Genomic DNA, 26,680 nt, shown 5'->3' on the forward strand with positions numbered 1-26,680 from the left:
CGTGATGGGAGTTAGCTACCCGAATCTGCTCATGCGATCCGCTGATGCACCGATGCGCAGATCAAGGTTGTGGCTGTGACCGGTCAGGAACCGGTGAAACCCGAGCGGGACGCCCGGGACCGCGCTCAGGAGGGGAGCTCGCCCGCGAAGACGTGATCGTCCAGGAACGGGTTGCGGAACTTGCCCGCCGGGTCGAGGCCGGCGGCCAGCTTCCGGAAGTCGGGCAGCCGCTCGTACAGCGAGGCCAGGCGGTCGGGGGGCGTGAGGAAGAGCTTGCCCCAGTGCGGGCGGGCCTCGAACGGCTCCAGCGCCTCCTCGACCACGGCGAGCACCCGGCGCACCGCCGGCCAGTCCTGCTTCCAGGTGAAGTGGACGGCGACGACGTCCCGGCCGTAGGAGGGGCTCAGCCAGAGGGCGTCCGCGGCGACGGTGCGGATCTCCGAGATCTGCAGGACCGGGGCCACCGTCTCCCTGATCCCGTCCAGCGCGCGCAACGCGTCGAGCGCGTACCGGCGCGGCAGGAGGTACTCCGACTGGAGCTCCTCCCCGCTGCTCGGCGTGAACCCCAGGCGGAAGTGCGGCAGCCGGTCGTACCAGGGGCCGGGCACGCCCATCTGGGCGGTGCAGTTGACCGCGGACATGTCCGGCAGGGGGTGCCGGTCGGCCGGGGCCGCCACGGCGCCGAGCCAGCGCGGCGAGGGCTCCCACGCGCCGGGGTCGTCGTCACGCCGTTTCACCCACACCTGGTCGATCACGGGGCCGTTCCACCCGGTGAACATGCTCACGCTGTACGCGGCCGAGGTGATCTCCTCGAAGTGCTCCTCCAGGGCGGCCCAGGGCAGGTTCTCGTAGACGTACTGGCGCACCTCGAAGGCGGGGACGACGTCGAGGACCACCCGGGTGACGATGCCGAGGGCGCCGAGCCCGACGACCGCGCCGGCGAAGCGGTCGCCGTCCCGCTCCCGGTCGAGGAAGGTGATCTCGCCGTCCGCGGTGACCAGTTCCAGGCCGGCCACCGCCGTGGCCAGGTTGCCGTTGGCGTCGCCGGAGCCGTGCGTGGCCGTGGCGCAGGCGCCCGCGACCGAGATGTGCGGCAGCGATCCGAGGTTGTGCAACGCGTACCCCTCGCCGTGCAGCCACCGGCTCAGCTCGCCGTACCGCACGCCGGCGCCGACCGTGACGGTGCCGCGCGCCGGGTCGAGCTCCGGGGCGCCGGGCAGGTCCTCCAGGGAGACGAGGTCCCCGCCGGGACGGTCGGCGATCTCGTTGAAGGAGTGCCGGGTGCCGAGTGCCCGGACGGCGTCGCTCGAGGCGACCAGCTCCTGGAGCCGCTCGACGTCGGCGGGACGGTGGAACCGCGCCGCCCCGTAGGTGATGTTGCCCGCCCAGTTCGTCGGCCGCCCGGTCACGATGTGCCCCTCTTTTGACTCCCGCCAGGCTATGCGCGACCGGCCGGTGACGCGAGCGCGGGGGTGCCTCGGGCGCGTGTGACCGGAGAAGGCCCCGGTAGGAGGGACGCCCCCGCGGGAGGCCCCGGCGGGACGCCTCCGAGGACGCTCAGCGCCGGCGTGCCGCGCACTCGATGCAGGTGCGCGCGATCGGGCGTGCCCGCAGGCGCTCCGGCGCGATGGGCCGCCCGCAGCCGTCGCACACGCCGTAGGTGCCCCGGCGGAGCCGCTCGGTCATCTCGTCGAGATCGCCGAGGTGGGCGCGGGCCCGGTCCAGCATGGACCGCAGGTGGGAGCGCTCGAAGGCTATCGTCGCCCCCTCGGGGTCGTGCTCGTCGTCGTTGGCCACCATCGCCGAGGCGGCGACGAGATCGTCCCAGTCGCGCGTCAGCGCCGCGATCTGGGCGATCGTGCTCTCCCGGTCGGCGGCCAGGAGGTCGCCTATGGCCGCCCGGTCCGAGGGCGGCAGCGCCGACGCGGAAGGAGGTTCCTCCGTCACCGTCTCACCCCCGTCCCGATCCCGATGCCCGTCCCGGTTCCGACGCCCGTCCGGCTCCCGGCCCGGAGTGCCCCGGTCCCGGCGGGAAAGCCGCTCACCTGCGACTCCCTCCAGGCTACGGCCTTCCGGGAGCCGTCATCCCGCCGCGGGAGTGAGCCCGCGCTCGAAGACGGCCCGCTGCTCGTCGAGGTAGGCGGCGTCCCCGAGGTACTGAAGGTGGTGCCCGTCGGCCAGGTGACCCGCGAACGCCGCGTTGCCGGCGGCGGCCTGGGTCCGCATGAAGTCCACCAGGGCGTGCAGGCGGGCGATGACGGTGTCGACCAGACCGGCGCGGCCCGCGGCGTCGAGCCCGTAGTGATCGCAGAACAGGCGGGCGCGGCGGGCCTGCTCCGCCGCCGTGCCGAAGCCGTCGGTGTTGGCGGGCGCGGTGGTGGGGGCCCAGCGGTAGACGGCGTAGGCGACGTCCCAGAGCCGGGGGCCGGGGTGAGCGGTGTCGAAGTCGATGATCCCGACCACCCTGTCACCGTCGAGGACGCAGTTGTGCGGGGCGTAGTCGCCGTGGCAGATCACCTCGACGGGCTCGCGGGCGGGCAGCATCCAGCCGCCGGTCACGTCCCGGGCGTGTTCCACGGTGGTGTCGTGGTAGGAGCGCAGCAGCTCGGCGGCGCTCCTCAGCGCCTCCTCGGAGGCGGCCGCCGGGGTGACCGGATAGTTGCCGACCTCGCCCGGCAGGAAGTCCAGGATCTCGAAGCCGTCGCCGGTCGTTCCGTGGACCCCGGGCGACGCCGTGAAGCCCCGCGTCCGCAGGTGCCGCAGGAGGCCGTGCACCGCGGGTGACCACGGTCCGGTCGGACGTCGCACGGTCGTGCCGATCCTCACCACCTCGTTGACGCCGCCGCCGGTCAGAACCTCTCGATCGGACATCCGCCGCCTTCCCCCGTGTCTCGCTCCCCGCGTACACGGACGATTCTGCGGCAATCGGACCGATCACGCCGGATGTTCTCGCCTGCCCTTCGCGGAGAAGGCCACCGTGGCGGCGAGGACGCCCCGCCGCCACGACGGCCCGATCACCGGCGAGCGGACGCTAGAAGGCGAAGACCGCTCCGGTCGCCGCGTACATCTCGCACTTGTTGCTGAACGTCCTGGAGTAGCGGATGTAGCGGCCGTTCCAGGTGCCGGTCGCGGTCGCCGTCACGGCGTCGTAGTACTGCGGGCACCCCCGCCACGGGAGCCGGATGGAGCCCGGGTTCCCACCGGCGAGGCTCAGCACCCCGCACGCCTCGGCCGCGCGAGGATGCGTGCCGTAGATCGGCGCGCACCCGAGCCGGGCGCGCCGTGTCCTGCCCATCTCCGAGACCGTCAGCGCCAGCTCCCTGCGGTACGGCCCGACGACCGGTCCCACCGGCGGGACGAAGGGCGGGACGACCACGGGCGGGGTCGGACGCGGCGGCCACGGGTTGGGACGCGGAGGCCACGGCGGCCTCGGGCGCGGCGGGGTCGGCTGGCCCCACGTCGGCCCCGGGTCGGGACGGGGCGGCCACGGCCTGGGCGGCGGCGGGGGCGGAGGCGCCGGACGCACCCACGTCGGCCCCGGATTCGGACGAGGCGGCCACGGCCCGGGCGGTTCCGGAGTCGGGGGCTCCGGACGCACCCACGTCGGCCCCGGATCCGGACGGGGCGGCCACGGCCTGGGCGGCGGCGGCGGGGGCGGGGGCGGGGGAACGGGCCGCACCCACGGGTCCTCGGAGACCGGCGTCCCCGGGGCGGGGCGCGGTGGCCACGGCCTGGGCGGCGGCGGGACCTGGACCGTCGACGGGCCGGCGGGCCGGGCGGCCGGTGAGCCGTCCCCGTCACCCGCCGGTTGCGCGTCCGCGACGGCCGTGCCGCCCAGGAAAAGGAACCCGGCGGCGGCCAGGCCAACAACACATCTCATTAATTCCCCCGATAGTACGAATATCGTAAATAACCGAAGTGAGAATTCGGATTGTCCGGGGGGAGAGATCCAGGCCTGAACTGCGAAGATGTTACGCCGGAGACGTGGGGATGTCTCGCAGTGACTCACCACGGAACACAACGAACCAGTCGATCGTCAGAGCCGTGGCCGATTCAAGTGGAAAACGCCCCGGCCGCGCTCGCGCGGTTCTCGCGGTGAGCGCGGCCGGGTGAGCCACATCATGTCCGAGGGCGGTCACCCGGTGCGGCACGGCAGATCATGTCGTACGCGGCACCGGGCCGCCGGGGCACCGGGGTCCGGGCGGGACCGTGCGGGCGGACCTAGCCCCGGCCGGCGCGGTTGACCGCGGAGATGACGGCCTTGAGCGCGGCGGCCGTGGTGTTGGCGTCGATGCCGGCGCCCCACAGGGTCCGGCCGCCGATCTCGCACTCGACGTAGGAGGCGGCCTTGGCGTCGGTGCCGGAGCTCATGGCGTGCTCGGCGTAGTCGAGGACGCGCACGCCGACGCCGATCGTGGTCAGCGCGTCGCAGAACGCGGAGATCGGGCCGTTGCCGACCCCCTCGACCTCGCGGATCTCGCCGTCGACGCGCAGGTCGGCGCCGATGGCGTCCTTCCCGTCGCCCCGGGAGGCGGTGCGGTGGGCCAGCAGGCCCAGCCGGCCCCACGGGGCGGCCGGGTTGGGCAGGTACTCGTCGGTGAAGACCTCCCACATCTGCGCCGCGTTCACCTCGCCGCCGAGCGCGTCGGTGCGGGCCTGGACGGCGCGGGAGAACTCGATCTGCAGGCGCCGCGGCAGGTCCAGGTGGTGGTCGGCCTTCATGATGTAGGCGACGCCGCCCTTGCCGGACTGGCTGTTGACCCGGATGACCGCCTCGTAGGTGCGGCCGATGTCCTTGGGGTCGATCGGCAGGTACGGGACGGCCCAGGCGAACTCGTCGACCGGCACGCCCGCCGCCTTCGCGTCGCGCTCCAGGTGCTCGAAGCCCTTCTTGATGGCGTCCTGGTGGGAGCCGGAGAAGGCGGTGTAGACCAGCTCGCCGCCCCAGGGGTGGCGCGGGTGGACCGGCAGCTGGTTGCAGTACTCGGTGACCCGGCGGACCTCGTCGATGTCGGAGAGGTCGATCTCCGGGTCCACCCCCTGGGAGAACAGGTTCATGCCCAGCGTGACCAGGCAGACGTTGCCGGTGCGCTCGCCGTTGCCGAACAGGCAGCCCTCGATCCGGTCCGCCCCGGCCATGTAGCCCAGCTCGGCGGCGGCGACGGCGGTGCCGCGGTCGTTGTGGGGGTGCAGGGAGAGCACGATCGAGTCGCGGTAGGCCAGGTTGCGGTGCATCCACTCGATCTGGTCGGCGTAGACGTTGGGCGTGGCCATCTCGACGGTGGCGGGCAGGTTGACGATCACCTTGCGGTCGGGCGTGGGCTGCCAGACGTCGTTGACGGCGTCGCAGACCTCCACCGCGTACTCCAGCTCGGTGCCGGTGAAGGACTCCGGGGAGTACTGGAAGTAGATCTCCGTGCCCTCCAGGTCGTCGGCCAGCTTCTTGCAGAGCCTGGCGCCCTCGACCGCGATCGCGGTGATGCCCTCGCGGTCCTGGCCGAAGACGACGCGGCGCTGGAGGGTGGAGGTGGAGTTGTACAGGTGGACGATGGCCTGCCCGGCGCCGCGTACCGACTCGAAGGTCCGCTCGATCAGCTCGGCCCTGGCCTGGGTCAGGACCTGGATCACCACGTCGTCGGGGATCAGGTCCTCTTCGACGATCTTCCGTACGAAGTCGAAGTCGGTCTGGGAGGCGGCGGGGAAGCCGACCTCGATCTCCTTGTAACCCATCCTGACCAGCAGCTCGAACATCTTGAGCTTGCGCTGGGGGTCCATCGGGTCGATCAGCGCCTGGTTCCCGTCGCGCAGGTCGACGGCGCACCAGCGCGGGGCCCGGTCGATGACCTTGTCGGGCCAGGTGCGGTCGGTCAGCCTGATCGGCTCGAAGGGCTGATAGCGCCTGAACGGCATGGGGCTGGGTTGCTGCTGCGGGTACATGCAATGGCTCCTCGACTGGGAAAACAATCGTGGCCGACGCGCATGGCTCGCTCCGCGACGAGGGAGCCGGCCTCTACAGGCCCTCGTCGCGGCAGCTAAGAAGCAGGCCGCGCAGCATGCACAGCACGTTAGCAGACGGTCCCGAATGCCTGGACATCGATCTCACCAGGCAAGACGGGTGATTCTCCCCGAATCCCCGTAGCGGCCGGGACCTGGGCCGATGCGGCCTTTTTCCGATCGGATACAGTCCGAAGGGACGCCGACAGGGACAGTACGGGGGGTACGGCCATGAAGGACGGCGACATTCTCGCCCATATCAACGAGCTCATCGCCGAGGAGAAGGAACTCCGGCAGAGACTCTCCGCGCACTCCATCTCCTCCGGCGAGGAGAACACCCGGATCAGGCATCTGGAGGAGGCCCTCGACCAGGCGTGGGACCTGCTCAGGCAGCGCCGGGCCCGCCGCGAGTTCGGCGAGGACCCGGACACCGCGGCCCCCCGCCCGGTCGACGAGGTCGAGGACTACCGCCAGTGACCTGATCCGGCGGCGCTCCGGCGGGGAGCGACGGGCGGGGAGCGACGGGCGGGGAGAGGCCCCGGAGCCATCCCGTGGCCCTGCGAAGGTCCGGGAGACGGTCCGGCCGAAGGTCACGCGCGGCGCCCCCGGAGCCGCGCGTGACCTTCGGCCGGAAGATCAGAAGATGGCCGCCGTACCGGTGGGGTTGCCCAGCCACGGTGTGCCGTAGGCGTAGTGCCCGCCGGTGGTGGAGACCATCACGTATCCGTGGGTTCCGTCCGTCCGGTAGCTCACGTCGGAGATCTCACCGGTGACTCCCCCCGGGGAGCCGCCCAGGTACGGGGCGTTGCCGTAGGCGTAGACCTGGCCGGCCTTGCTGACCATCACGTACCCCTGGCCGTCGCGCGTGGGCGACATGGCGACGACGGCACGGCTGAACCCGGTCGGGCTGCCGCCCAGGTACTGGGCGTTGCCGTAGGCGTAGACCTGGCCGGCGGAGGTGAGCAGCCAGTAACCGCCCCCGTCCGGCGTCATCTCCACGTCGACGAACCTGCCCGCGTAGCCGGTCGGGCTGCCGCCCCGGTAGGCGGCCGAGCCGTACGCGTAGACCTGACCGCCCGCGCTCATCATGACGTACCCCTGGTCGTCGGGCATCGCGGCCATGGCGACGATCTCCTGCTGGTAACCGGTGGGGCTGCCGCCCCTGTACGGGGCGTTCCCGTACGCGTAGACCTGGCCCGCGGAGCTCAGCAGCCAGTAACCGCCCCCGTTCGAGGTGACCTTGGCATCGACGAAGCGGCCGGAGTAGCCGGTGGGGGAGCCTCCGTGGTAGCCGCCGTTCCAGGCGTAGACCTGGCCGGTGCTGGAGACGTCGGTGTAGGAGTTCGGGCCGGTGACGTGGACGCCGCCGCCGTTGGCCACGGCCTCCGGTGTGGAGGGGGCGCCGATGCTGATCGAGGTCGGGGTGAGGCCCGTGATGGACGTGCCTCGGCCGGCGTTGGCGGGGCACTGCATCACGCCGTTCCTGCGGATCTCGAAGTGGACGTGCAGGCCCGTCGAGCTGCCGTTGACGGCGGTGTGGCCGATGAGCTGGCCGCGGGTGACCGTGGCGCCGTTGGGGACCAGCGGGCTGGTCGGCGACTCGGCCAGATGCGCGTAGCGGGTCGACCAGCCGCCGGGGTGGACGACGTCCAGGTAGTTGCCGTACCCGCCCGGGTCCACGGGTCTCCAGGCGACGGTGCCGTCGTAGGAGGCGTGGACGGGTGTGGAGGGGGTGCGGGCGATGTCGACGCCCGCGTGCGTGTGCGTGGGACGTGACTCGCCGCAGGCGCCGCTGACGACGCCGTTCGCCGGCCACCACAGGTAGCCGTCCGGGGCCGCGTGCGCCGGCGCCGTGACGGCCGTCATGGCCCAGGAGAGGGCGAGCGCGATCGCGAGGACAACGGCCTTTCGCAACCGGGTCAGGCTCCGGCGGGAGCGGGCCGCCGCTGAATCCGATCTCTCCGGGAACCCGGGAAATCCGGTGTCGGTCATCGGGTGACTCCTTCGGGAGGTGCCGCGGCGGGGCGCGGCGAGGGGACGTGTTGACGAAGGGGGCGGGAGGGCGGGCCGTGGCGGGCGGGCCTCGAGGGACCGGCCGTGGCCGCGGTCCGCCCCGGGCACCGGCGGGGGTGCCCCTGTGGTGCCGGGCGGGAGTGTCAGGCGCGTTCCCAGATGGCGACCCAGTCGATCTGGACGTTGCCCTTCGCGGTGTCGGCCGGCCCGGTGGGGGTCGTCTCGGTCTGCAGCACCCAGTGCATGGGCCGGTTCGGGATGAACGCGGTGTTCGTGCTGGTGCCGATGGTGGTTCCGTCCAGGAGGAACCGCACCGACTGGGGGGTCCATTCGATGACGGCGGTGTGCCATCCGCCGTAGGTGGCGGTGGTGGGGAAGGGGTCCTGGTCCCGGGGGGCGCCCCGGTGGTGCATGAACGCCTCGATGCGGCCGTTCAGGTTTCCCTCCGGGAAGTCGATCTCCCCGTCGGACCAGTTGTCGGAGTCCGGCCACAGCAGCCAGGCCGTCTTGTAACCGGCCACGGCGTCGGCGCGGAAGCGCACCGCGTAGCGGCCGTAGGTCAGCCCGTGGTAGGCGTTGGCGTGCCCGGGGATGATCGGCAGCGGCGCCGAGACGAGGTGCCTGCCGCCCTCGGTGCGCAGGTGCATGTTCATCACGCCGTTGCCGACGCTGATCACTTTCCTGGGGTCGTACCAGCCGTTGCCGGAGGTCTCGGAGCCGTTGTCGTAGGCGGTCCACCTGCTCGCCACCGCGGCGGGGAAGCTTCCCAGCGGTACGGGGGTGGCGAAGTCGTCGGTGAAGACCTGTCGCCATCCGGTCAGGTCACCCTTGGGCATGGCCTGTCCGGAGGGGTCGGGCGTGCCGGCGGGCACCTGCCAGAGCTGTGCCGGGCCGGCGTCGCAGGTGTGGACCCAGATCGGGTTCCCGTCGGCGGTGCCGGCGTTCTTGGAGGCCAGGCAGAGGCCGGAGTGGACGTTGACGAGGGTGCCGTTCGGCCGGGGGGTCCAGATCTGGGCCGGGCCGCCGTCGCAGGCGTACAGCCATACCGGGGTGGTCGAGACGGTGCCGGCGCCCTTGACCGCCAGGCAGTGATCGCCCTGTACCCGGATCGTGCCGTCGCCGGGCAGGGTCCACCGCTGCTGGGCGGCGCCGTTGCAGGTCCACAGGACGATCGGGTTGCCGTTGGCGGTGCTGCCGGTGGCGTTGTCCAGGCATTTGCCGGCGATGCCCTTGACCGGGCCGGGCACCGTGGCCGCGTGAGCGCCGGACGGTACGGCCGTCGCCGTCGCCGTCGCCACGAGTACCGCGGTCACCGCGGCGAGCCTTTTCCAGTGCGTCGCTCTTCCCATGAGGTCTCCTTCTCCTCCGTCGTCGGCGTACTGCCTCAGAGATTCCGGAAACCCCGGCCCGCGCGGAACCGGTCAACGTCCCGCGTAACGTTTCAGCCCCTTCGCCTTCACGGATACGGCCCGATGTGGAACGTTTCATGAAGTGGGTAACCGGCCGATCACAGGGAGGGAACATGAGCCAGGAGGTACCTCGCCGCCGTAGCCCCGGTCAGCTCGGAGATCTACCGGCGGATGTTCCCCCGGCGCGTGCGGCCTTGATCCAGGAGATGCGCAGGGGGCGGGAGAAGGCGAATCTGAGCCTGAACGACCTCGCCCGGGAGATGTTCTCCTCCAAGGCGACCGTGAGCCGCTGGCTCAACGCCCGAGCCCTGCCGGACGAGAAGCAGGTGATCCGCTGGGCCGAGCTGTGCGGCACCGAGGTGCCGCGCATGACGGACCTGTGGCGGCGGGCGCACGCCCTGGAGCCCTCCGCCGCGCTCCGGGACGCGCCCGCCCCGCCGGAGCCGAGGAGGGGTCGCGGGAGGACGGCGGTGATCCTCTCGATCACCCTTCTGGCGTGCGTCGCCGGGATCTCGATCGCGGTCTGGACGAAACGCTCCACCACGCCGCCGTGTGCGGTGGACTATCCGGTGTCGCTTCACGTGCCGCCGCAGAGCGGAGAGGTCATGGACGTCACGGCCGAGGTGAAATGCGGGCTGGCACCGGACCGGAAATACCTCGTCGTCGAGGAGGTCCCCAATGTCGATCCTCGAAACCCGCACCCGGCGTATTACGTCAAGTCCCAGATCCTCAAGACCCGGATCGGGGAATCCTCCGTGGCCCGCCTCGTTTTGAAGGAACCCGTCGGGATGCGCGCCAAGTTCTACGTCATCAGCGTGGACGCCGCCGGCGAACGGCAGATGGAGCAGAACCACATCGTCGACAACGGCCTGCTGAACCTGCCCGACGGCACCCGGCAGGAGTCACCGGTGAGCTGGCATGTCAAGGCGTGGCAGTGAGGGCCTCCCGCGCTCCCGGCCGGTGCGCCGTCCCGGCGGGTCCTGCCGGGACGGCCCCCTGTACGGTTCCGCGGTATGGAACGAGAAGTGGTGGATCAGGGACGTACCGGCTCATCCTCGGGGATGAGCGATCCTTTGCACGAGCGTGACCAGGCGGCGGCCGCGCTGGACGCGGTGGCCCGGGCCGCGGGCCCCTACCTCGACTCCCTCGACGACCGCCCGGTCCACGACCACGGGGCCGACGATCTCCTCGACCTGCTCGACCATCCGCTTCCCGAGCACGGCGAGGGCACCCTGGACACCGTCCGGCGGCTGCTGCACGTCGGCACCGGCGCGGCCACGCACTCCTCGGGGCCCCGGTTCTTCCACCTCATCGTCGGCGGTTCGACCCCGGCGGCCCAGGCCGGCGACTGGACGGCCACGCTGCTCGACCAGGTCGGGGGGCTCTGGCTGACCTCGCCGTTCGCCACCCGGGCGGAGACCGTCGTGCTGGGGTGGCTGAAGGAGCTGTTCGGCCTGCCGTCGTCGTACGGCGCGGTGCTGACGCCCAGCGCCACGTTCGCCAACCTCACCGGCCTGGCCTGCGCCCGGCAGTGGTGGGGCGAGAGGCACGGCGCCGACGTGACGGCCGACGGGCTGGCGGGGTTGCCGAGGATGCCCGTGCTGGCCGGGGGGTACCTCCACCCGAGCAGCCGCAAGGCGCTGCAGATCCTCGGCTGCGGGCGCGACGCCGCGCGGATCCTGGCCGCGGACGAGACCGGGCGGGTCGACCTGGCGGCCATGGACCGGGCGCTCGGCGAGATCGACGGCCCGGCGGTGATCGTCGCGAACGCGGGCGAGGTGAACACCGGGGACTTCGACCCCATCGCCGACCTGGCCGACCTGGCCGAGCGGCACGGCGCCTGGCTGCACGTGGACGGGGCCTTCGGGCTGTTCGCGGCGGCCTCACCGCGCCTGTCGCACCTGGTCGAGGGGGTCGAGCGGGCCGACTCGGTGGCCTCCGACGGGCACAAGTGGCTGAACGTGCCCTATGAGAGCGGGTTCGCCTTCGTCCGCGAGCCGGAGCTGATGGGCAGGTCGTTCGGCGCGTGGGGCGCCGCCTACCTGCCCTCCGGGAACGATCCGCACGTCAACTACAACATGCTGGGGCCGGAGTCCTCCCGGCGGGCGCGGGCGCTGCCCATCTGGGCGACCCTGCGGGCGTACGGCAGGCAGGGCTACCGGCAGATGGTCGAGCGCCATCACGGCCTGGCCCTGCGGCTCGGCGCGGTCGTCGAGGAGGCCGACGACCTGGAACTGCTGGCTCCGGTACGGCTGTCCGTGGTCTGCTTCCGCTACCGGCCGCCGGGGGTGCCCGAGGAGGAGCTGGACGCGCTGAACGCGTGGATCGGCGCGGAGCTGCTTGCCGACGGCCGCGTCTACGCCGGGACCACGACCTACCGGGGGGTCACGGCGCTGCGCCCGGCCATCTTCAACTGGCGCACCACCGAGACCGACGTGGACCTGCTGATCTCGATCATCCGGGAGATCATCGCCCGCCGCCCGGTCTGAGCTCGGGCCCGTCCACCCCGGGCCGGTCACCGGCCGGCTCGGGCCGGTCACCGGCCGGTTTCGTCCCGCTCCCGCCCGGTTCCGTCCCGCCCCCGCCCGGCTCGGCCGCGTCCGGAGCCGGGCGGCCCTGGCAGCGCGGGTCGGCCGGCGCCCGGGTCGAGGCCGGGGCCGGGGCGAGCCAGGAGATCACGCTCTGCTCGACGTACCAGCCGTGCAGGTTCACCCACGTCCTGGGCACCTCCCCGGGGTCGGGGCAGAGCACCTTCGACCGCAACCGGTCGTTGCGGACGAAGCTCACCGCGCCGTCGCGGCGCAGCACCGTGGACATCTGGTCGTCGGTGGCGACCAGGTGGCCGACCACCACCTCGGTGGAGCCCTCCCCCTCGATCTGCACGGCGACCAGCGGCAGGATCGGCGCCCGCATCACGACCACCCCGACCAGGAGCGGCGTGAGCACCGCCATCGCGATCGCGATGCCGTGGGTCAGCACCCGCGCGGGCGCCGACGGCACCGGGCCGGTCAGCAGCGCCGCCAGGCCCGGGGGGAGCGTCAGCAGCAGCGCGGTCGCCACGTCCCGCTGCGTGAACGCGGCGGCGATGGCCGGCCACAGCAGCACGTACGACAGCGCCCCGGCGACCACGGGCAGCCCGTAGCAGACCGCGGCGCGCAGCCCGGCGTGGTCGGGGAAGCGGTCGCGCACGGTCAGGCCCGCCAGCGCGAGCGAGAGCATCATCAGGGTCGGCAGGAAGCGCAACTGCCAGGTGCACACGCCCACCACGACGGTCAGGACCACCACCCATCCGGGCAGCCGCCGCGCCGAGCGCACCAGCCACGAGGAGCGGCCCGTGCTGATCCAGTGGAGGGTGCCGAGCAGCCTGCCGCCGACGCAGGCGACGGGCAGCACCCACATCGTGGTCAGCAGGACCGCGCTCAGCAGGCCCAGCGGGCTGATCGTCTGCACGAGCAGCAGCAGCGTCTGGGTGTCCTGCCTGCTGGCGTACCAGAGGCGCATCACCAGCAGGACGATCGGGAAGACCGGCAGCAGCGTGAGGAACCACTCCTGGTTCCTCGGCGCCTCCCTGGTCCGTGCCCCGGCCCGCACGGTCCGCGCGTCGGTCTTCAACGGGAGGGGCAGTCCTGGACGGGAAGGGTCCGCTCCCACGGCCAGCGGCGCACCGCGGGCGGCAGGGCGCACGGCTGCTCGGCCTGGGCCACGTTCACCCGGGGGCTGGCCGACAGCAGCGGGTCGATGTGGTCGCGGTACGCGTCCTCCCAGCGCCGGTCCTGCGGGTCGGCGTAGGAGCGGTAGAGCGAGAGGTCGACCAGGGTGCGCAGGGCCGCGTTGGCCCCGGCGTTGACCGCCCACATCTCGGTCTTCTCCAGCGCGATGTCGTGGTGGCGCAGCTTCCCGCCGGAGGCGGCGACGAACCCGGCCAGCAGGGCCGCGTCGGTGGTCACCGCGTCGTAGTCCCCGCTCTCCAGGCCGCTCACGCAGTCGCTGATCAGGTTCTTGCCGGTGACGACGGCCCTCGTCGCCCTGGCCAGCTCGCCCTCGGAGGTGGAGGTGCCGAGCGTGCAGACCTTCTTGCCCCCGAGCTGGCCCAGGGAGGTGATCGAGCCCGGGTACTCGGACCTGGTCACCACCGACTGCTCGGTGAACAGGTAGGGGGTGGAGAAGCCGACCGAGGGGTCGGCCTTGCGGGAGGGGGTCACGCTGAAGGTCGCGACCACCAGGTCGACCTTGACGAACCGGCCGTTGTCGTCCTGGGCCTGCATGCGCGCCCTGTCCTCGGTCTCGATCGCCAGGAACTCCACCTGGTCGGGCAGGTAGCCCAGATCGGCCGCGATCATGTAGGCGATGTCGATGTCGAAGCCCGCGAAGACGCGCCTGCCGGTCCGCTCCTGCAGGGCGATGCCCGGGGTGTCGACCTTCACGCCGATCCGGATCCTGTCCCGCTCGAACAGGCCCGCCTTCTCCCGCAGCTCGGCCTCGGTGGGAGGCCCGTTCACCCAGGCCACGGACGCGGCGACCACGGCGGCTGCGACGACCAGCGCGATCCAGGCGACCAGCCGGAAACGGCGGAAGCGGCGGACCCGGGGCGGGGGGCCGGCGTACCCCCCCTCCGGGGCGCCGGGATCGCCCGGGTCGCCGTGGGCGGCGTGGTCGTCACGGTCGCCGGGCGCGCCGTGAGTGCCACCGGCGAGGTGCTCGCGGTCGTCGTCACCGGATCGGACGGTGCGATCGGGCCCGGCGCCCCCCGGCACCGCCGCCCGCCGGCCCGGCCGGCGGCCGAGCCGGCGCTCACGCCCTCCCCCGTCCGCAGGTCCCTGTGCCATCACACCCCCGGACTCCCTTTTCCGAGTAGGTTATGCCGCCGTCATGCGCGGTGGGAGCTCCTTCACCAAGAAGAGATCAAATGCCCTTTTTCCGGGTGGAGAACGGTGAGAAATTCCCGGGAGGGGATCGGGAGAACCCCGGGGGAACCCCCGGACCGGGCCGGGAGGAATCCCCCGGACCGGGGTCGCGGGAAAGGCGCGGCTCAGACGGCGAGAAGGCGGTGAATCCCCTCCTCGCGCAGTTCCGCGGCCTCACCGGAATGGACGACGTGCCCGGCGTCGAGAATGACGAACCGGTCGGCCAGCCGCAGTGCCAGGTCCAGGTACTGCTCGACCAGCAGGATCGACAGCCCCGTCGCGTGCAGCCGCTCGATCGCCTCCTCGATCTCGATGACGATCGACGGCTGGATGCCCTCGGTGGGCTCGTCCAGGATGAGCAGCTTCGGCCGGGTGACCAGGGCCCTGGCGATGGCGAGCTGCTGCTGCTGGCCGCCGGACAGGAACCCGGCGCGCCGCCTGAGCAGCGGCTTGAGCCGGGGGAAGGTCTCCAGTGCCTCCTCCAGCGCCTCCCTGGGCCCCCTGGCGGCCTCCAGCGTCACCTGGAGGTTGTCGAGCACGCTGAGCTGCGGGAAGGTCTCGTGTCCCTGGGGGACGTACGCCATGCCGAGGCGCACCCGCTCGTGCGGCGGCAGGCGCGTCACGTCGCGGCCCTCGAACAGCACCGTGCCCGCGGTGGCGGGCAGCACGCCCGTCACGGTGTTGAGCAGGGTGGTCTTGCCCACCCCGTTGCGGCCCATCACGCACATGAGCCGTCCGGGTTCGACCTCCAGGGACACCCCGAACAAAACCCGGGCCCTGCCGTACCCGGCGTCAAGTTCCCGTACCGACAGCATCGCTCCGCCTCCTTCCCAGGTAGACCTCCTGCACGCGCGGGTCGTCGCGGACCTCGTCCACCGACCCCTCGACCAGCACCCTGCCCTCGTGCAGGACGGTGACCTGCGAGGCGTACCTGCGCAGGAACTCCATGTCGTGCTCGATGACGATCACCGTGTGGTCGTTCGCCACGGACGTCAGGAGCTCGCCGGTGCGTTCCCGCTCGTCCTTGGACATCCCGGCCACCGGCTCGTCCAGCAGGAGCAACCTGGGGCGCTGGGTGAGCAGCATGCCGATCTCCAGCCACTGCCGCTGGCCGTGGGAGAGCACCCCGGCCGGGCGTCCGGCCAGGTCCTTCAGCCCGGTGGTCTCCAGTGCCTCGGCGACGGCGTCCGGCACGCCACGCCCGCGCCGGGCCAGCGACCAGAGCGGGCGGCGGAAGGAGGCGGCCAGGTCGAGGTTCTCCGCCACGGTGAGCTCCTCGAAGACCACCGAGGTCTGGAAGGTCCGCCCGACGCCGAGCCGGACGATCCTGTGCTCGCGCAGGCCGGCCAGGTCTCGGCCGTCGAAGACGACCTCGCCGGTGGTGGGCCGGGTCAGGCCGGTGATCACGTCGATGAGCGTCGTCTTGCCGGCGCCGTTGGGGCCGATGAGGAAGCGCAGCTCCCCCTCCCGCACGGTCAGGTCGACGCCGTCGATGGCCCGGAAGCCGTCGAAGACCACGCTCAGCCCGCGTACCTCCAGCATCGGGCTCATCGGACCTCCTCCATGATCCTGCCGCCGGGGACGTCCGCGGGCGGGGCGGCCGGGGCCGGTGGGCGCTTCGAGCGCCGGGCCAGGGCGTCGCGGGCCGAGGACGCCAGGCCCCAGATCCCCCGCGGCGCCAGCGTCATGACCAGGATGAACAGCGCGCCCTGCAGGTAGAGCCAGCCGTCGGCGAACTGCTCGCTGAAGGTCGTCTTGGCGTACCCCATGACGACGGCGCCGAGGACCGCCCCGGCCAGGGCGTACCTGCCGCCCACCGCGACGGCGACGACGAGTTCCAGGGAGGGCACCACGCCCAGCAGCGCGGGCGAGATGATGCCGACGACCGGGACGAACAGCGCCCCGGCGAGCCCTGCCATGCCCGCCGACAGCGCGAAGACGACGGTCTTGACCAGGGCCGGGTCGTAGCCGAGGAACCTGACGCGGTCCTCGCCGTCCCTGATCGCGACGAGCAGCCGCCCGAAGCGGCTGTTCACCAGGTGGCGGGCGCCCAGGTAGAGCAGGCCGGTGACGACGGCGACCACGACGTACAGGCCGCGCTGGGTGGAGTCGGCGGCCAGGTCCTGGCCGAACAGGTCGTAGAAGTTGGTCAGGCCGTTGGTTCCGCCGGTCAGGCCCTGCTGGCCGATGAGCAGGATGACGAACGCGGCGGCGAGCGCCTGGGTGAGGATCGCGAAGTAGGCGCCGCGCACCCGCTGGCGGAAGACCAGCAGGCCCAGCGCGGTGGCGATCAGCATCGGCCCGAGCACGACCATGACCAGCGCGAACACCGGGTTGGCGAACGGCTTCCACAGGGCGGGGAGCTGCTCGACGCCGCTCCAGACCATGAAGTCGGGCAGATCGCCCCGGGCGTCCACCAGCTTCAGGTGCATGCCCATGGCGTAGCCGCCGAGGCCGAAGAAGACGCCCTGGCCCAGGACGAGCATGCCGCCCTGGCCCCAGGCCAGGCCGATGCCCAGGGCGACGATCGCGAAGCAGAGGTACTTGGCCAGCAGGCCGAGGCGGAAGGGCTCCAGCAGGAGCGGCGCGACGACCAGGGCCGCGACGGCCACCGCCGCGAAGACCCCCGGCCCCCTGAGGCGTGCGAGATTCACGTGAGTGCCCTCGATCGGAGTACGAACAGGCCCTGCGGCCTGAACTGGAGGAAGGCGATGACGGCGGCGAACACGACGACCTTCGCCAGGCTGGCGTCGGTCCAGAACTCGGCGTAGGAGTTGAGCAGCCCGAGCCCGGCGGCGGCGATCACGGCGCCGCGGAGCTGGCCGAGCCCTCCGGCGACGACCACCAGGAAGGCGTCGACGATGTAGTAGGTGCCCAGGGCCGGCCCGACCGGGCCGATGAGGGTGAGGGCCACCCCGGCGACCCCGGCCAGGCCGGAGCCGATGAAGAACGTGCGCCGGTCCACGCGCGCGGTGTCGATGCCGCTGACCGCGGCGAGCTGCCGGTTCTGCATCACGGCCTGCATCCGGCGGCCCTGGCCGGTGCGGTTCATGTACGCCCAGACGCCGACCACGGTGGCGATCGCCAGGCCGAAGATGAACAGCCGGTTGTAGGGCAGGGACGCGATGCCGCCCTGCAGCCAGGCGGGCGCCTGGACCTGCACGTTGGGCGCCCCGAACAGGTCGCGGGCCAGTTGCTGGAGCACCAGGCTGACGCCCCAGGTGAGCAGCAGGGTGTCGAGCGGGCGGCCGTAGAAGTGCCGGATCGCGAGCCGTTCCAGGACGAGCCCCATCAGCCCGGCGACCAGGAAGGCCACGGGCAGTGCGACGATCACGGCCGTCCGGCCGGTGAGGTCCTGGAGCAGGTAGGCGGTGTACGCGCCGGCCATGATGAACTCGCCGTGGGCCATGTTGATCACGCCCATCTGGCCGAACGTGAACGTCAGGCCGATGGCGATGAGCAGCAGCACGGCGCCGATGGACAGGCCGATCGGGAGCTGGTTGAGAAACGCCTCCACCGGGAGGTCCCCTTCCTGCGGGTGTCTGGCTCCGGGCCGGGCCGGGCCGCGTCCGTGCCGTCCCGTACCGCCGCGGTGGGTGCGGCACGGCGGTACGGTGCGGGACGGGCGCGTCACGGTGCTGTCCGTGATCCGGTCACGGCCCGGTCCGGAGCCGGTCTGTGGGGTCAGCCGTCGGCCAGACCGCTCGCCCAGGGATAGCCCTTGAGGTAGGGGTCGGGCTTGATCGGCTCACCCGAGTTCCAGACCTCCTTGATGAGGCCGTCGGGCTGGATCACGCCGATCCGGGCCGTCTTGTACATGTGCTGGTTCTCGCCGTCGATGGTGACCAGGCCCTCGGGGCGCTCCAGGGCGATGCCTCCGGCGGCCTTCCTGACGGCCTCGACCTCGACGGTGCCGGCCTTCTTTGCGGCCGCGGCCCACAGGTGGACGGCGTTGTAGCCGGCCTCCATCGGGTCGGAGGTGACCTTGTCGGCGCCGTACTTGGCCTTGAAGGCGGCGACGAACTTCTCGTTCGCCGGGGTCTCGGTGGTCTGGTAGTAGTTCCAGGCGACCGGGTGGCCGGCGATGTTGTCGACGCCGATGCCCTTGACCTCCTCCTCGGCGACGCTCACCGAGAGCACGGGCATGTCCTTCGCGGTGACCCCGGCGCTGGCGAGCTGCTTGAAGAAGGCGACGTTGCTGTCGCCGTTGAGGGTGTTGAAGACGGCGTCGGGCCTGGCCTGGACGACCTTGTTGGTCAGCGTGCTGTACTCGGTGTGGCCCAGCGGGGTGTACTCCTCGCCGAGCACCTCCATCCCGTTCGCGGCCGCGTACGCCTTGATGATCTTGTTCGCGGTGCGCGGGAAGACGTAGTCGCTGCCGACCAGGAAGATCTTCTTCTTGCCCTGCTCCCTGAGGTAGTCCAGACCCGGGATGATCTGCTGGTTGGTGGTGGCGCCGGTGTAGAAGATGTACGGCGAGCTCTCCAGGCCCTCGTACTGCACCGGGTACCACAGCAGGGCCTTGCCGCGCTCGAAGACCGGGAGCATCGCCTTGCGGCTGGCCGAGGTCCACCCGCCGAAGGTGACGGCGACCTTGTCCTGGCGGATGAGCTTGGTGGCCTTCTCCGCGAAGGTGGGCCAGTCGGACGCGCCGTCCTCCACCACCGGGATCAGCTTCTTGCCGAGCACTCCCCCGGCGGCGTTGATCTCCTCGACGGCGAGCAGCTCGGCGTCCCTGACCGTCACCTCGCTGATGGCCATGGTGCCGCTCAGCGAGTGCAGGATGCCGACCTTGATGCCGTCCGCCCCCGCGCCGCCGACGGAGGCGGCGTTCGTCCCGGCGGGGGCTTCACCGCCACAGGCGGTCAGGGCTGTGGCCAGCGCCGCGGCGATCGCCGCGGAACGCCATGCTGTGTTCCTCATTGACTGTTCCTCCTTGCCGGTACGGCCCCGCACCGATCTATCTGCCGCCAAGGTGACCGAGTGAGGTTTCCCGGTGAGTTCACGATTGTTAATTGCGGATGGCCGGGATTTCACCGTCGTGACAGGAGATGGCGGCGCGCGATTCACCGCTCCCGCTCCACCGGTCACGCCATTTCGTGATATCTACGTCGAAAGACACCCGAGGACCTTCCACGATGGGCTTCCGGCGGTCGGTTCCACCCGGTCCGGACCGCTCCCGCCACCTGGAAACCGGCACGACATCGACGTGCAACACCGTGGAAACCACCGGTTCCTATGGTCCGGGAATGCGGCTCACACCACACGAGCAGGAACGCCTGCTCATCCACGTCGCCGCCGGGGTCGCCCGTGACCGCAGGTCACGGGGCCTCCGGCTCAACCACCCCGAGGCCACCGCGATCATCGCGTCCTTCCTGATGGAGGGGGCCAGGGACGGTCGCAGCGTCGCCGAGCTGATGGAGACGGGCCGTACGGTGCTCTCCCGCGACGACGTCATGGAGGGGGTGCCCGAGATGCTGGCCTCGGTGCAGATCGAGGCCACCTTCCCCGACGGCACCAAGCTCGTCACCGTCCACCAGCCGATCCCGTGAACCCCGGCCGACCCTGTGAGGCCCCCGTGAACCCCGGCCGACCCCGTGAATCCCGGCCGATCCCGTGAACCCGAGAAACGGTGAGTCCCGATGAGACCCGGTGAGATCCTGTACGGCGACGCGCCCGTCCCGCTGAACCCGGGCCGCGAGCGGATCGTCGTCCGCGTCGTCAACGTCGCCGACCGGCCGATCCAGGTCGGCTCGCACTACCACTTCGCCGCCTGCAACCCCGGCCTGGAGTTCGACCGGCGGGCCGCCTGGGGCACCCGCCTGGACGTACCGGCCGGAACCGCGGTGCGCTTCGAGCCCGGCGTGGAGCGCGACGTGACCCTGGTGCCGATCGGCGGATCGCGGATCGTCCCCGGCCTCCGGCCCGAGTGGGCCGGACCTCTCGACGGGAGCCCTCGTGTTCGTTGAACGATCCCGCTACGCCGCGCTCTACGGCCCCACCGTCGGGGACCGGATCAGGCTGGCCGACACCGATCTGCTCGTCGAGGTCACCGAGGACCTGTCGATGGGTCCCGCCGGGGCCGGCGACGAGGCCGTGTTCGGCGGCGGCAAGGTGATCCGGGAGTCGATGGGGCAGGCCAGGACCACCCGGGCGGAGGGCTCGCCCGACCTGGTGATCACCGGTGCGGTGGTCCTGGACCACTGGGGCGTGGTCAAGGCCGACATCGGGATCAGGGACGGGCGCGTCGTCGCCCTCGGCAAGGCCGGGAACCCCGACACCATGGACGGCGTCCACCCCGACCTGGTCATCGGCCCCTCGACGGAGATCCTCGCGGGCAACGGGAAGATCGTGACCGCCGGGGCCATCGACTCCCACGTCCACCTGATCTGCCCGCAGATCCTCGACGAGGCCCTCGCCGCGGGCGTCACGACCGTCGTGGGCGGCGGCACCGGGCCCGCCGAGGGCACCAAGGCCACCACCGTCACCGGCACCTGGTACCTGGCCCGGATGCTGGAGTCGCTCGACTCCTACCCGGTCAACGTCGCGCTGCTGGGCAAGGGCAACACGGTCAGCCGCGAGGGGCTGCTCGAACAGCTCCGCGCCGGCGCGTCGGGCTTCAAGCTGCACGAGGACTGGGGAACCACCCCGGCCGCCATCGACGCCTGCCTGTCGGTCGCCGACGCCACCGGCACCCAGGTCACGATCCACACCGACACCCTCAACGAGGCCGGGTTCGTGGAGTCGACGCTGGACGCCATCGGCGGGCGGATGATCCACGCCTACCACACCGAGGGCGCCGGGGGCGGTCACGCGCCGGACATCATCCGGGTCGCCTCCTACGGCAACATCCTGCCGTCCTCGACGAACCCGACCCGCCCGCACACCGTCAACACGCTCGACGAGCACCTCGACATGCTGATGGTCTGCCACCACCTCAACCCGTCCATCCCCGAGGACCTGGCCTTCGCCGAGTCCCGGATCCGGCCCTCCACGATGGCCGCCGAGGACGTCCTGCACGACATGGGCGCGATCTCGATGATCGGCTCGGACTCGCAGGCGATGGGCAGGGTGGGCGAGACGATCATCCGGACCTGGCAGACCGCGCACGTGATGAAGCGCCGCCGGGGCGCGCTGCCCGGCGACGGCCCCGCCGACAACCTCCGTGCCCGGCGCTACGTCGCCAAGTACACGATCTGCCCGGCCGTGGCCCACGGCCTGGACGGCGAGGTCGGCTCGGTGGAGCCGGGCAAGCTGGCCGACCTGGTCCTGTGGGACCCGGCGTTCTTCGGCGTCAAGCCGGACCTGGTGGTCAAGGGCGGCGTCATCGCCTACGCCCAGATGGGCGACGCCAACGCCTCCATCCCGACCCCGCAGCCGGTGATGCCGCGCCCGATGTTCGGCGCGGCCCCGGTCACCGCCGCGGCCACGTCGGTCCACTTCGTCGCCCCGATGGCGATCGAGGACGGCCTCGCCGACCGCCTGGCCGTACGCAGGCGCCTGCTGCCGGTGGGCGACGTGCGCCGGCGGGGCAAGGAGAGCATGCCGCTCAACGACGCCATGCCCAGGATCGACGTGGACCCCGACACCTTCGCGGTCAGCGTCGACGGCGACCTGATCGAACCCGCCCCGGCGGAGACCCTGCCGATGACCCAGCGCTACTTCCTGTTCTGACCGCCCTCCTCGATCGTCCCGCCGCCTTCGACCGTCCCGTCGTCCCCCACCACCCGTCCTGCCCGATCGTCACCGCTCCGTCCGGCCGCGAAGGAGGCCCCGGCACATGAACGCCGCCCTGCTGCTCCTGGCCGACTCCCGGTTGCCCGCGGGAGGCCACGGGCACTCCGGAGGGGTGGAGGAGGCCGTCAGGATCGGCGCGATCCAGGACCTCCCCGGCCTGGCCGCCTTCCTGCGGGGCCGCCTGGCCACCGCGGGCCTGGTGACGGCCGCCCTGGCCGCCGCGGCCTGCGAGTACGCCGCCGTTCCCGGCGCGTTCGCGGACGGTGCCGGATGGGCGCGGCTGGACGCCGAGGCCGACGCCAGGATCTCCTCGCCCGCGCAGCGGGAGGCGAGCCGCACCCAGGGCAGGTTGCTGTTGCGGACCTCGCGGAGGATCTGGCCGTCACCGGTGCTCGACGCGCAGGCCCGGGCCGTACCGCAGGGGGTCCATCATCCCCTCGCGCTCGGCGCGGTGGCGGCGGTGGCCGGATGCTCCCCCGCCGAGGCCGCCCTCGCGGCGGCGTACACCTCGGTCACCGCGCCCGCCACCGCGGCCGTCCGCCTGCTCGGCCTCGACCCCGTCGCCGTCCACCGGCTGCTCGCCGACCTCGCCCCGGCCCTGGAACGGGTCTCGGCCGGCGTCCCGGCCGCTCCCACCCTCCCGACCGGCCCGACCGGCCCGACCGGTTCCGGCGGCTCGGCCCGTCGTGCCGGCTCGACCGCCCCTGAAAGCCCCGGGCACCCCGAGGACCCCGAGGGCTGGGAGGCGTTGCCCGCGCACGCCGCCCCCGCCCTCGACCTGCTCGCCGAACGCCATGTCCGCGCGGATCTACGGCTTTTCGTCTCCTGACGACCACCTGGAAGGACGGTGACCCCCGTGGGCGCCAACCATGACGACCACCACCACGCGGCCGACCCGCACGGCCGTGCCCTGCGCCTGGGGATCGGAGGCCCCGTCGGCAGCGGCAAGACCGCTCTGACCGCGGCGCTGTGCCGCACCCTGGGCCCGACCATGCGCCTGGGCGTGGTGACCAACGACATCTACACCACCGAGGACGCCGACTTCCTGCGCAGGGCGGGCGTGCTGGACCCGGAGAGGATCACCGCCGTGCAGACGGGCTGCTGCCCGCACACCGCGATCCGCGACGACATCGCCGCCAACCTGGACGCGGTGGAGACCCTGGAGGAGCGGTTCGGCCCCCTGGACCTGGTGATCGTGGAGAGCGGCGGCGACAACCTCACGGCCACCTTCAGCCGGGGCCTCGCCGACCGGCAGATCTTCGTGCTGGACGTGTCCGGCGGCGACAAGGTCCCCCGCAAGGGCGGCCCCGGCGTGACCACGGCCGACCTGCTGGTGGTCAACAAGACCGACCTGGCCTCGATGGTCGGCGCCGACCTGACGGTCATGTCACGCGACGCGGCGGCCGTACGGGAGGGCAGGCCCGTGCTGTTCACGTCGATCAGGGAGGACCCGAACGCGTACGCGGTCTCCGAATGGGTCAGCGGCCTCGTCGAGTCCTGGGCCCACGACCACTCCCACGCCTGATCCGGTGACCGATCCCGAGCCGGTCACCGGCCCCGCCCCGGCAGAACACCCGGGGCGGTCGGAGCGACCCGTCCCGCCGGAGCGGCCCGTCGCGTCAGGACGGCCCGGGCGGCGGTCGATGAGGGCGCGCGCGGCGATCGCCACCGAACGCGCCGCCGACGGCCGCACCGTTCTGGCCGTCATGCGATCCAGCCCTCCCCTGACGGTACGGACGACCGCGCCGGGCCGGGTGCACCTGGTCTCCACCGCGGCGGGTCCACTGGGCGGGGACGATCTGGCCCTCGACATCGAGGTCGCGCCGGGCACCGCGCTGGAGGTGCGGTCGGTGGCGAGCACGCTGGTCCTTCCCGGCACCACGGGGGCCGAGTCCCTGATGACGGTCACCGCCAGGGTCGGCGCCGGCGCCTCGCTGGTCTTCGCCCCCGAACCGACGGTGCTCGCGGCGGGCTCCCTGCACCGGCTGGTCGTCCGGCTGGAGCTGGCCGGGGACGCGCGGGTGCGCTGGCGCGAGGAGATCGTCTTCGGCCGGTACGGCGAGCGGCCCGGCCGCTGTCACTCGCGCTTCGACGCCGTGCTCGGCGGGGCTCCGCTGCTCCGGCAGGAGTTCGTGGTGGGCGACCCGGAGATCGACGGCAGCTCCGCCGTCTACGGTGACGCCCGCTGCGTGGGCAGCACCCTGATCACCGGGAGGGCACCGGAGACCGTGGTCGGGGACGGCTGGGCCGTGCTCCCACTGGCCGGTCCCGGCACCCTGGTCTCCGCCCTCGGCCGGGACGCGGTCGAGCTGCGCAGACGGCTGGAGGACGGCGAGGACGCGGCCACCGCCCCCGGCGGACCCGGCGACCCGCTGAACCCGCTGAAGCCGGTGAACGCGGTGATCCGCTGAACGCGACGACCCGGTGAGCACGAACCGGCACCACCGGGGCAGGCCGGGAGCGCCGGCGGACCCTCAGTCGTAGAAGCCCAGGCGGCGGAGCTGCTTGGGGTCGCGCTGCCAGTCCTTGGCGACGCTGATCCGCAGGTCGAGGTAGACGCGGGTGCCGAGAAGCGCCTCGATCTGGGCGCGGGCGCGGCTGCCGACGTCCTTGAGCCGCGACCCCTTGTGCCCGATCACGATGGCCTTCTGGGACGGCCGCTCGACGAACATGTGCGCGTAGATGTCCAGCAGGTCGTCGCGCCCCTCCCGGGGCAGCATCTCGTCGACGACGACCGCGATGGAGTGCGGAAGCTCGTCACGGACGCCCTCCAGCGCCGCCTCGCGGATCAGCTCACCCACCAGGACCTGCTCGGGCTCGTCGGTGAGCTGTCCCCCCTCGTACAGGGGAGGGCTCTGCGGGAGGCGGCGGACCAGCACGTCGGCCAGCACGTCGAGCTGCTCACCCGACTGCGCCGAGACCGGGACGATGTCGTCGAACTCGGCGAGCCGGGAGACCGCGAGCAGCTGCTCGGCGATCTGCTCGCGGGTCGCCAGGTCGCACTTGGTGACCACGGCGACCACCGGGGTCTTCTTGACGCCCGCGAGCTTCTCCGCGATGAACCGGTCGCCCTTGCCGACGGGTTCGTTCGCGGGCACGCAGAAGCCGATCACGTCGACCTCGGTGAGGGTGGAGAGCACCAGGCTGTCCAGCCGCTCGCCCAGGAGCGTGCGGGGCCGGTGCAGACCCGGCGTGTCGACGATGATGAGCTGGGAGTCGGGGCGGTGCACGATCCCGCGGATGGCCCGGCGGGTCGTCTGGGGCTTGGAGGAGGTGATCGCCACCTTCGTGCCGACCAACGCGTTCATCAGCGTGGACTTGCCGACATTGGGCCGGCCGACGAAGCAGGCGAAACCGGCATGGAAATCAACAGCTGAGGAACTCACACCGTCCATTGTCCCCGATGACGGACTCAGCTCTGACGCGGCGTTCCGTCGGGACCCGCCACCAGCAGGGTCCGGCCGCCGAGCTCGCGGACCAGCCGGCTGTCGGCGTCGGAGGGGCCCTCACCGGCGGTGACCAGGGCGGCGGCCTCCAGCGACTCCGCTCCGCCGGACACGGCCATCGCCACGGCGACCTGGAGCGCCGACAGCGTCAGGGACGGCAGCGCCACGTTGGTCGCCGAGTAGGTTCTGCCGGTCTCGTCCCGTACGGCCGCGCCCTCGGCGGCGCCGTTGCGGGCGCGGGCCGAACGGGCCAGCACGATGATCTTCTTGTCCTCGGGGTCGAGGGTCGCGTCGCTCACGGAACAAGGGTATTCAGCCCCCGGCGTCCGGGCGACACGGGACCGCCGATCCGGGTCGGGCGGCCCCGCGACCCACGGGGATCAGGCCACGACCTCGTCGACCAGCAGGCCGGCCAGCTGCCGGGTGCGCGCGGCGTCGACGTCCCGGACCCCGGCGTGTACCAGGGAGACCAGGGTGCGGCCGCTGAGGGCGAAGACCAGGTGGATCTCGTAGGGGTAGCCGTTCAGCCTGCCGCTCAGTCTCCTGGCCTGGATCCCGCCGTCGATCCCCTCCAGGTCCAGGTCGGAGACGCGCAGGGCGGTGCTCCTGCCCGCCGTCCGGGCGCGCGCCACCGGGCAGTCGCCCAGCGCCTCGACGAGCGCGCCGAAGTGGCCCGCGGCGTCGTCGCCCCGGTAGGAGGCCAGCGCGAACCCGGCCAGTTCCCCGAGCCCGTCACCCTGGTAGGCCACGGCCGCCCGCGCTCCCGGCGCGTGTTCCGGCGGCCTGCCGCCGGCGGCGTCGAGGACGAGCCTGCAGTCCTCGTCGACCGGCTGGAACGGGGCCTGCCAGCCGTCACGCGGGCGGGCCGAGAAGCCCTCCGGCAGGTCGCGGACCTCGTCGAGCAGTCCGCGCAGCCGTCTCAGCTCCGCCGCGCCGTCACCGGCCCCGTCGGCGCCGTCCTGTCCCTGACCGGCACACCCGGTCACCATCCCCGACAAAAGGCTATATATGACTATAAAAGACGCAACAATCGTCCCCCGCGCCATGACCGTTCCCCCGAATGTCATGTACGGGGCGTATCCGTCCCCGTCGACCCGCTTTCTTCCCCGTCGGCAAAAGCGGCAATCATCTAGAAACGCCTAAGGGTGTCCTCAACCGCATTTCACGGTCGAGAACA

26 protein-coding genes are annotated in these 26,680 nt (G+C 72.1%); 9 read left to right on the forward strand and 17 right to left on the reverse strand.

Features of this window, described 5'->3' with window-relative positions:
- Positions 1–125: 125 nt before the first annotated feature.
- The 5 genes from AB0G16_RS10575 to leuA form a co-directional block, all read right to left on the reverse strand.
- The gene (locus AB0G16_RS10575) at positions 126–1,409 is read right to left on the reverse strand and encodes an FAD-binding protein (RefSeq protein WP_362801886.1); all 1,284 of its coding nucleotides are present in this window, start codon (positions 1,407–1,409) and stop codon (positions 126–128) included.
- A gap of 148 nt (positions 1,410–1,557) precedes the next feature.
- The gene (locus tag AB0G16_RS10580) at positions 1,558–1,947 is read right to left on the reverse strand and encodes a TraR/DksA C4-type zinc finger protein (RefSeq protein ID WP_362801889.1); all 390 of its coding nucleotides are present in this window, start codon (positions 1,945–1,947) and stop codon (positions 1,558–1,560) included.
- A gap of 135 nt (positions 1,948–2,082) precedes the next feature.
- A complete protein-coding gene (locus AB0G16_RS10585; RefSeq protein WP_362801892.1) occupies positions 2,083–2,871 on the reverse strand; it encodes an aminoglycoside phosphotransferase family protein in 789 nt (262 codons plus the stop codon).
- Between the two features lie 160 nt (positions 2,872–3,031).
- Positions 3,032–3,376: an SSI family serine proteinase inhibitor gene (locus AB0G16_RS10590; RefSeq protein ID WP_362801894.1), complete on the reverse strand. Its 345-nt coding sequence runs from the start codon at positions 3,374–3,376 to the stop codon at positions 3,032–3,034.
- Positions 3,377–4,221: 845 nt separating this feature from the next.
- Complete coding sequence (leuA, locus tag AB0G16_RS10595) at positions 4,222–5,937, reverse strand: 2-isopropylmalate synthase (RefSeq protein ID WP_362801897.1); 1,716 nt, start codon at positions 5,935–5,937, stop codon at positions 4,222–4,224.
- 288 nt (positions 5,938–6,225) lie between these two features.
- On the opposite strand from leuA, the gene AB0G16_RS10600 reads away from it, so the two are divergent.
- Positions 6,226–6,471: a DUF2630 family protein gene (locus AB0G16_RS10600; RefSeq protein WP_362801900.1), complete on the forward strand. Its 246-nt coding sequence runs from the start codon at positions 6,226–6,228 to the stop codon at positions 6,469–6,471.
- 159 nt (positions 6,472–6,630) lie between these two features.
- Here the strand turns inward: AB0G16_RS10600 and AB0G16_RS10605 are convergent, their stop codons facing one another.
- Both AB0G16_RS10605 and AB0G16_RS10610 read right to left on the reverse strand, forming a co-directional pair.
- Entirely contained in the window at positions 6,631–7,908 is a 1,278-nt protein-coding gene (locus AB0G16_RS10605) for a M23 family metallopeptidase (RefSeq protein ID WP_362801903.1), read from the reverse strand.
- A gap of 242 nt (positions 7,909–8,150) precedes the next feature.
- Positions 8,151–9,356, reverse strand: a complete 1,206-nt coding sequence (locus AB0G16_RS10610; RefSeq protein ID WP_362801906.1) for a ricin-type beta-trefoil lectin domain protein — start codon at positions 9,354–9,356, stop codon at positions 8,151–8,153.
- Positions 9,357–9,610: 254 nt separating this feature from the next.
- Here AB0G16_RS10610 and AB0G16_RS10615 point away from each other — a divergent pair, with 254 nt between their 5' ends.
- Both AB0G16_RS10615 and AB0G16_RS10620 read left to right on the forward strand, forming a co-directional pair.
- Positions 9,611–10,354 carry a helix-turn-helix transcriptional regulator gene (locus AB0G16_RS10615; protein WP_362801910.1) on the forward strand — a complete coding sequence of 248 codons (744 nt, stop codon included), beginning with the start codon at positions 9,611–9,613 and terminating at the stop codon, positions 10,352–10,354.
- Positions 10,355–10,477: 123 nt separating this feature from the next.
- Complete coding sequence (locus AB0G16_RS10620) at positions 10,478–11,905, forward strand: pyridoxal-dependent decarboxylase (protein ID WP_362801913.1); 1,428 nt, start codon at positions 10,478–10,480, stop codon at positions 11,903–11,905.
- Here the strand turns inward: AB0G16_RS10620 and AB0G16_RS10625 are convergent.
- From AB0G16_RS10625 to urtA, 7 genes are all read right to left on the reverse strand, one after another.
- On the reverse strand, positions 11,883–13,028 hold the full coding sequence (locus AB0G16_RS10625) for a hypothetical protein (RefSeq protein WP_362801916.1): 1,146 nt from the start codon (positions 13,026–13,028) through the stop codon (positions 11,883–11,885). The two genes, AB0G16_RS10620 and AB0G16_RS10625, sit on opposite strands and share 23 nt — an antisense overlap.
- Positions 13,025–14,242 (reverse strand): transporter substrate-binding domain-containing protein, encoded by a 1,218-nt coding sequence (locus tag AB0G16_RS10630; RefSeq protein ID WP_362801919.1) that lies wholly within the window; start codon positions 14,240–14,242, stop codon positions 13,025–13,027. The genes AB0G16_RS10625 and AB0G16_RS10630 overlap by 4 nt, the downstream gene beginning before the upstream one ends.
- 203 nt (positions 14,243–14,445) lie before the next feature.
- Entirely contained in the window at positions 14,446–15,135 is a 690-nt protein-coding gene (gene urtE / locus AB0G16_RS10635) for an urea ABC transporter ATP-binding subunit UrtE (protein ID WP_362801922.1), read from the reverse strand.
- Complete coding sequence (urtD, locus tag AB0G16_RS10640; protein WP_362801925.1) at positions 15,113–15,871, reverse strand: urea ABC transporter ATP-binding protein UrtD; 759 nt, start codon at positions 15,869–15,871, stop codon at positions 15,113–15,115. The genes urtE and urtD overlap by 23 nt, the downstream gene beginning before the upstream one ends.
- Entirely contained in the window at positions 15,868–16,974 is a 1,107-nt protein-coding gene (urtC, locus tag AB0G16_RS10645; protein ID WP_362801928.1) for an urea ABC transporter permease subunit UrtC, read from the reverse strand. Before urtC ends, urtD begins: the two co-directional genes overlap by 4 nt.
- Entirely contained in the window at positions 16,971–17,837 is an 867-nt protein-coding gene (gene urtB, locus AB0G16_RS10650; RefSeq protein ID WP_362801931.1) for an urea ABC transporter permease subunit UrtB, read from the reverse strand. The genes urtC and urtB overlap by 4 nt, the downstream gene beginning before the upstream one ends.
- Positions 17,838–18,004: 167 nt before the next feature.
- Positions 18,005–19,243: an urea ABC transporter substrate-binding protein gene (gene urtA, locus AB0G16_RS10655; RefSeq protein ID WP_362801934.1), complete on the reverse strand. Its 1,239-nt coding sequence runs from the start codon at positions 19,241–19,243 to the stop codon at positions 18,005–18,007.
- A gap of 326 nt (positions 19,244–19,569) precedes the next feature.
- Here urtA and AB0G16_RS10660 point away from each other — a divergent pair, with 326 nt between their 5' ends.
- From AB0G16_RS10660 to AB0G16_RS10685, 6 genes are all read left to right on the forward strand, one after another.
- The gene (locus AB0G16_RS10660) at positions 19,570–19,872 is read left to right on the forward strand and encodes an urease subunit gamma (RefSeq protein ID WP_362801936.1); all 303 of its coding nucleotides are present in this window, start codon (positions 19,570–19,572) and stop codon (positions 19,870–19,872) included.
- Between the two features lie 90 nt (positions 19,873–19,962).
- Positions 19,963–20,289, forward strand: coding sequence for an urease subunit beta (locus AB0G16_RS10665; protein ID WP_362801939.1), 327 nt, complete (start codon positions 19,963–19,965; stop codon positions 20,287–20,289).
- Complete coding sequence (locus tag AB0G16_RS10670) at positions 20,279–21,994, forward strand: urease subunit alpha (RefSeq protein ID WP_362801942.1); 1,716 nt, start codon at positions 20,279–20,281, stop codon at positions 21,992–21,994. Before AB0G16_RS10665 ends, AB0G16_RS10670 begins: the two co-directional genes overlap by 11 nt.
- 106 nt (positions 21,995–22,100) lie before the next feature.
- Entirely contained in the window at positions 22,101–22,886 is a 786-nt protein-coding gene (locus tag AB0G16_RS10675) for an urease accessory UreF family protein (protein WP_362801945.1), read from the forward strand.
- Positions 22,887–22,913: 27 nt separating this feature from the next.
- Positions 22,914–23,582 (forward strand): urease accessory protein UreG, encoded by a 669-nt coding sequence (gene ureG, locus AB0G16_RS10680; RefSeq protein WP_362801948.1) that lies wholly within the window; start codon positions 22,914–22,916, stop codon positions 23,580–23,582.
- 118 nt (positions 23,583–23,700) lie between these two features.
- The gene (locus tag AB0G16_RS10685) at positions 23,701–24,468 is read left to right on the forward strand and encodes an urease accessory protein UreD (protein ID WP_362801951.1); all 768 of its coding nucleotides are present in this window, start codon (positions 23,701–23,703) and stop codon (positions 24,466–24,468) included.
- 63 nt (positions 24,469–24,531) lie between these two features.
- Here AB0G16_RS10685 and era read toward each other — a convergent pair whose 3' ends face one another.
- The 3 genes from era to AB0G16_RS10700 form a co-directional block, all read right to left on the reverse strand.
- On the reverse strand, positions 24,532–25,452 hold the full coding sequence (gene era / locus AB0G16_RS10690; RefSeq protein WP_362801954.1) for a GTPase Era: 921 nt from the start codon (positions 25,450–25,452) through the stop codon (positions 24,532–24,534).
- A gap of 17 nt (positions 25,453–25,469) precedes the next feature.
- The gene (locus tag AB0G16_RS10695; protein WP_362801957.1) at positions 25,470–25,802 is read right to left on the reverse strand and encodes a cytidine deaminase; all 333 of its coding nucleotides are present in this window, start codon (positions 25,800–25,802) and stop codon (positions 25,470–25,472) included.
- A gap of 81 nt (positions 25,803–25,883) precedes the next feature.
- A complete protein-coding gene (locus AB0G16_RS10700; RefSeq protein WP_362801960.1) occupies positions 25,884–26,492 on the reverse strand; it encodes a hypothetical protein in 609 nt (202 codons plus the stop codon).
- Positions 26,493–26,680 lie beyond the last annotated feature (188 nt).

The sequence above is a fragment of the Streptosporangium sp. NPDC023615 genome (genome assembly GCF_040640155.1).
Taxonomy (GTDB): Bacteria; Actinomycetota; Actinomycetes; order Streptosporangiales; family Streptosporangiaceae; genus Streptosporangium.

Excerpts from the sequence above, each read along its gene's own strand:
- AB0G16_RS10585 (WP_362801892.1), bottom strand. The coding sequence starts at position 2,871 with ATGTCCGATCGAGAGGTTCTGACCGGCGGCGGCGTCAACGAGGTGGTG.
- leuA (WP_362801897.1), bottom strand. The coding sequence starts at position 5,937 with ATGTACCCGCAGCAGCAACCCAGCCCCATGCCGTTCAGGCGCTATCAG.
- AB0G16_RS10600 (WP_362801900.1), top strand. The coding sequence starts at position 6,226 with ATGAAGGACGGCGACATTCTCGCCCATATCAACGAGCTCATCGCCGAG.
- AB0G16_RS10610 (WP_362801906.1), bottom strand. The coding sequence starts at position 9,356 with ATGGGAAGAGCGACGCACTGGAAAAGGCTCGCCGCGGTGACCGCGGTA.
- AB0G16_RS10620 (WP_362801913.1), top strand. The coding sequence starts at position 10,478 with ATGAGCGATCCTTTGCACGAGCGTGACCAGGCGGCGGCCGCGCTGGAC.
- AB0G16_RS10630 (WP_362801919.1), bottom strand. The coding sequence starts at position 14,242 with ATGGCACAGGGACCTGCGGACGGGGGAGGGCGTGAGCGCCGGCTCGGC.
- urtE (WP_362801922.1), bottom strand. The coding sequence starts at position 15,135 with ATGCTGTCGGTACGGGAACTTGACGCCGGGTACGGCAGGGCCCGGGTT.
- urtD (WP_362801925.1), bottom strand. The coding sequence starts at position 15,871 with ATGAGCCCGATGCTGGAGGTACGCGGGCTGAGCGTGGTCTTCGACGGC.
- urtA (WP_362801934.1), bottom strand. The coding sequence starts at position 19,243 with ATGAGGAACACAGCATGGCGTTCCGCGGCGATCGCCGCGGCGCTGGCC.
- AB0G16_RS10660 (WP_362801936.1), top strand. The coding sequence starts at position 19,570 with ATGCGGCTCACACCACACGAGCAGGAACGCCTGCTCATCCACGTCGCC.
- AB0G16_RS10665 (WP_362801939.1), top strand. The coding sequence starts at position 19,963 with ATGAGACCCGGTGAGATCCTGTACGGCGACGCGCCCGTCCCGCTGAAC.
- AB0G16_RS10675 (WP_362801945.1), top strand. The coding sequence starts at position 22,101 with ATGAACGCCGCCCTGCTGCTCCTGGCCGACTCCCGGTTGCCCGCGGGA.
- AB0G16_RS10685 (WP_362801951.1), top strand. The coding sequence starts at position 23,701 with ATGAGGGCGCGCGCGGCGATCGCCACCGAACGCGCCGCCGACGGCCGC.
- era (WP_362801954.1), bottom strand. The coding sequence starts at position 25,452 with ATGGACGGTGTGAGTTCCTCAGCTGTTGATTTCCATGCCGGTTTCGCC.
- AB0G16_RS10700 (WP_362801960.1), bottom strand. The coding sequence starts at position 26,492 with ATGGTGACCGGGTGTGCCGGTCAGGGACAGGACGGCGCCGACGGGGCC.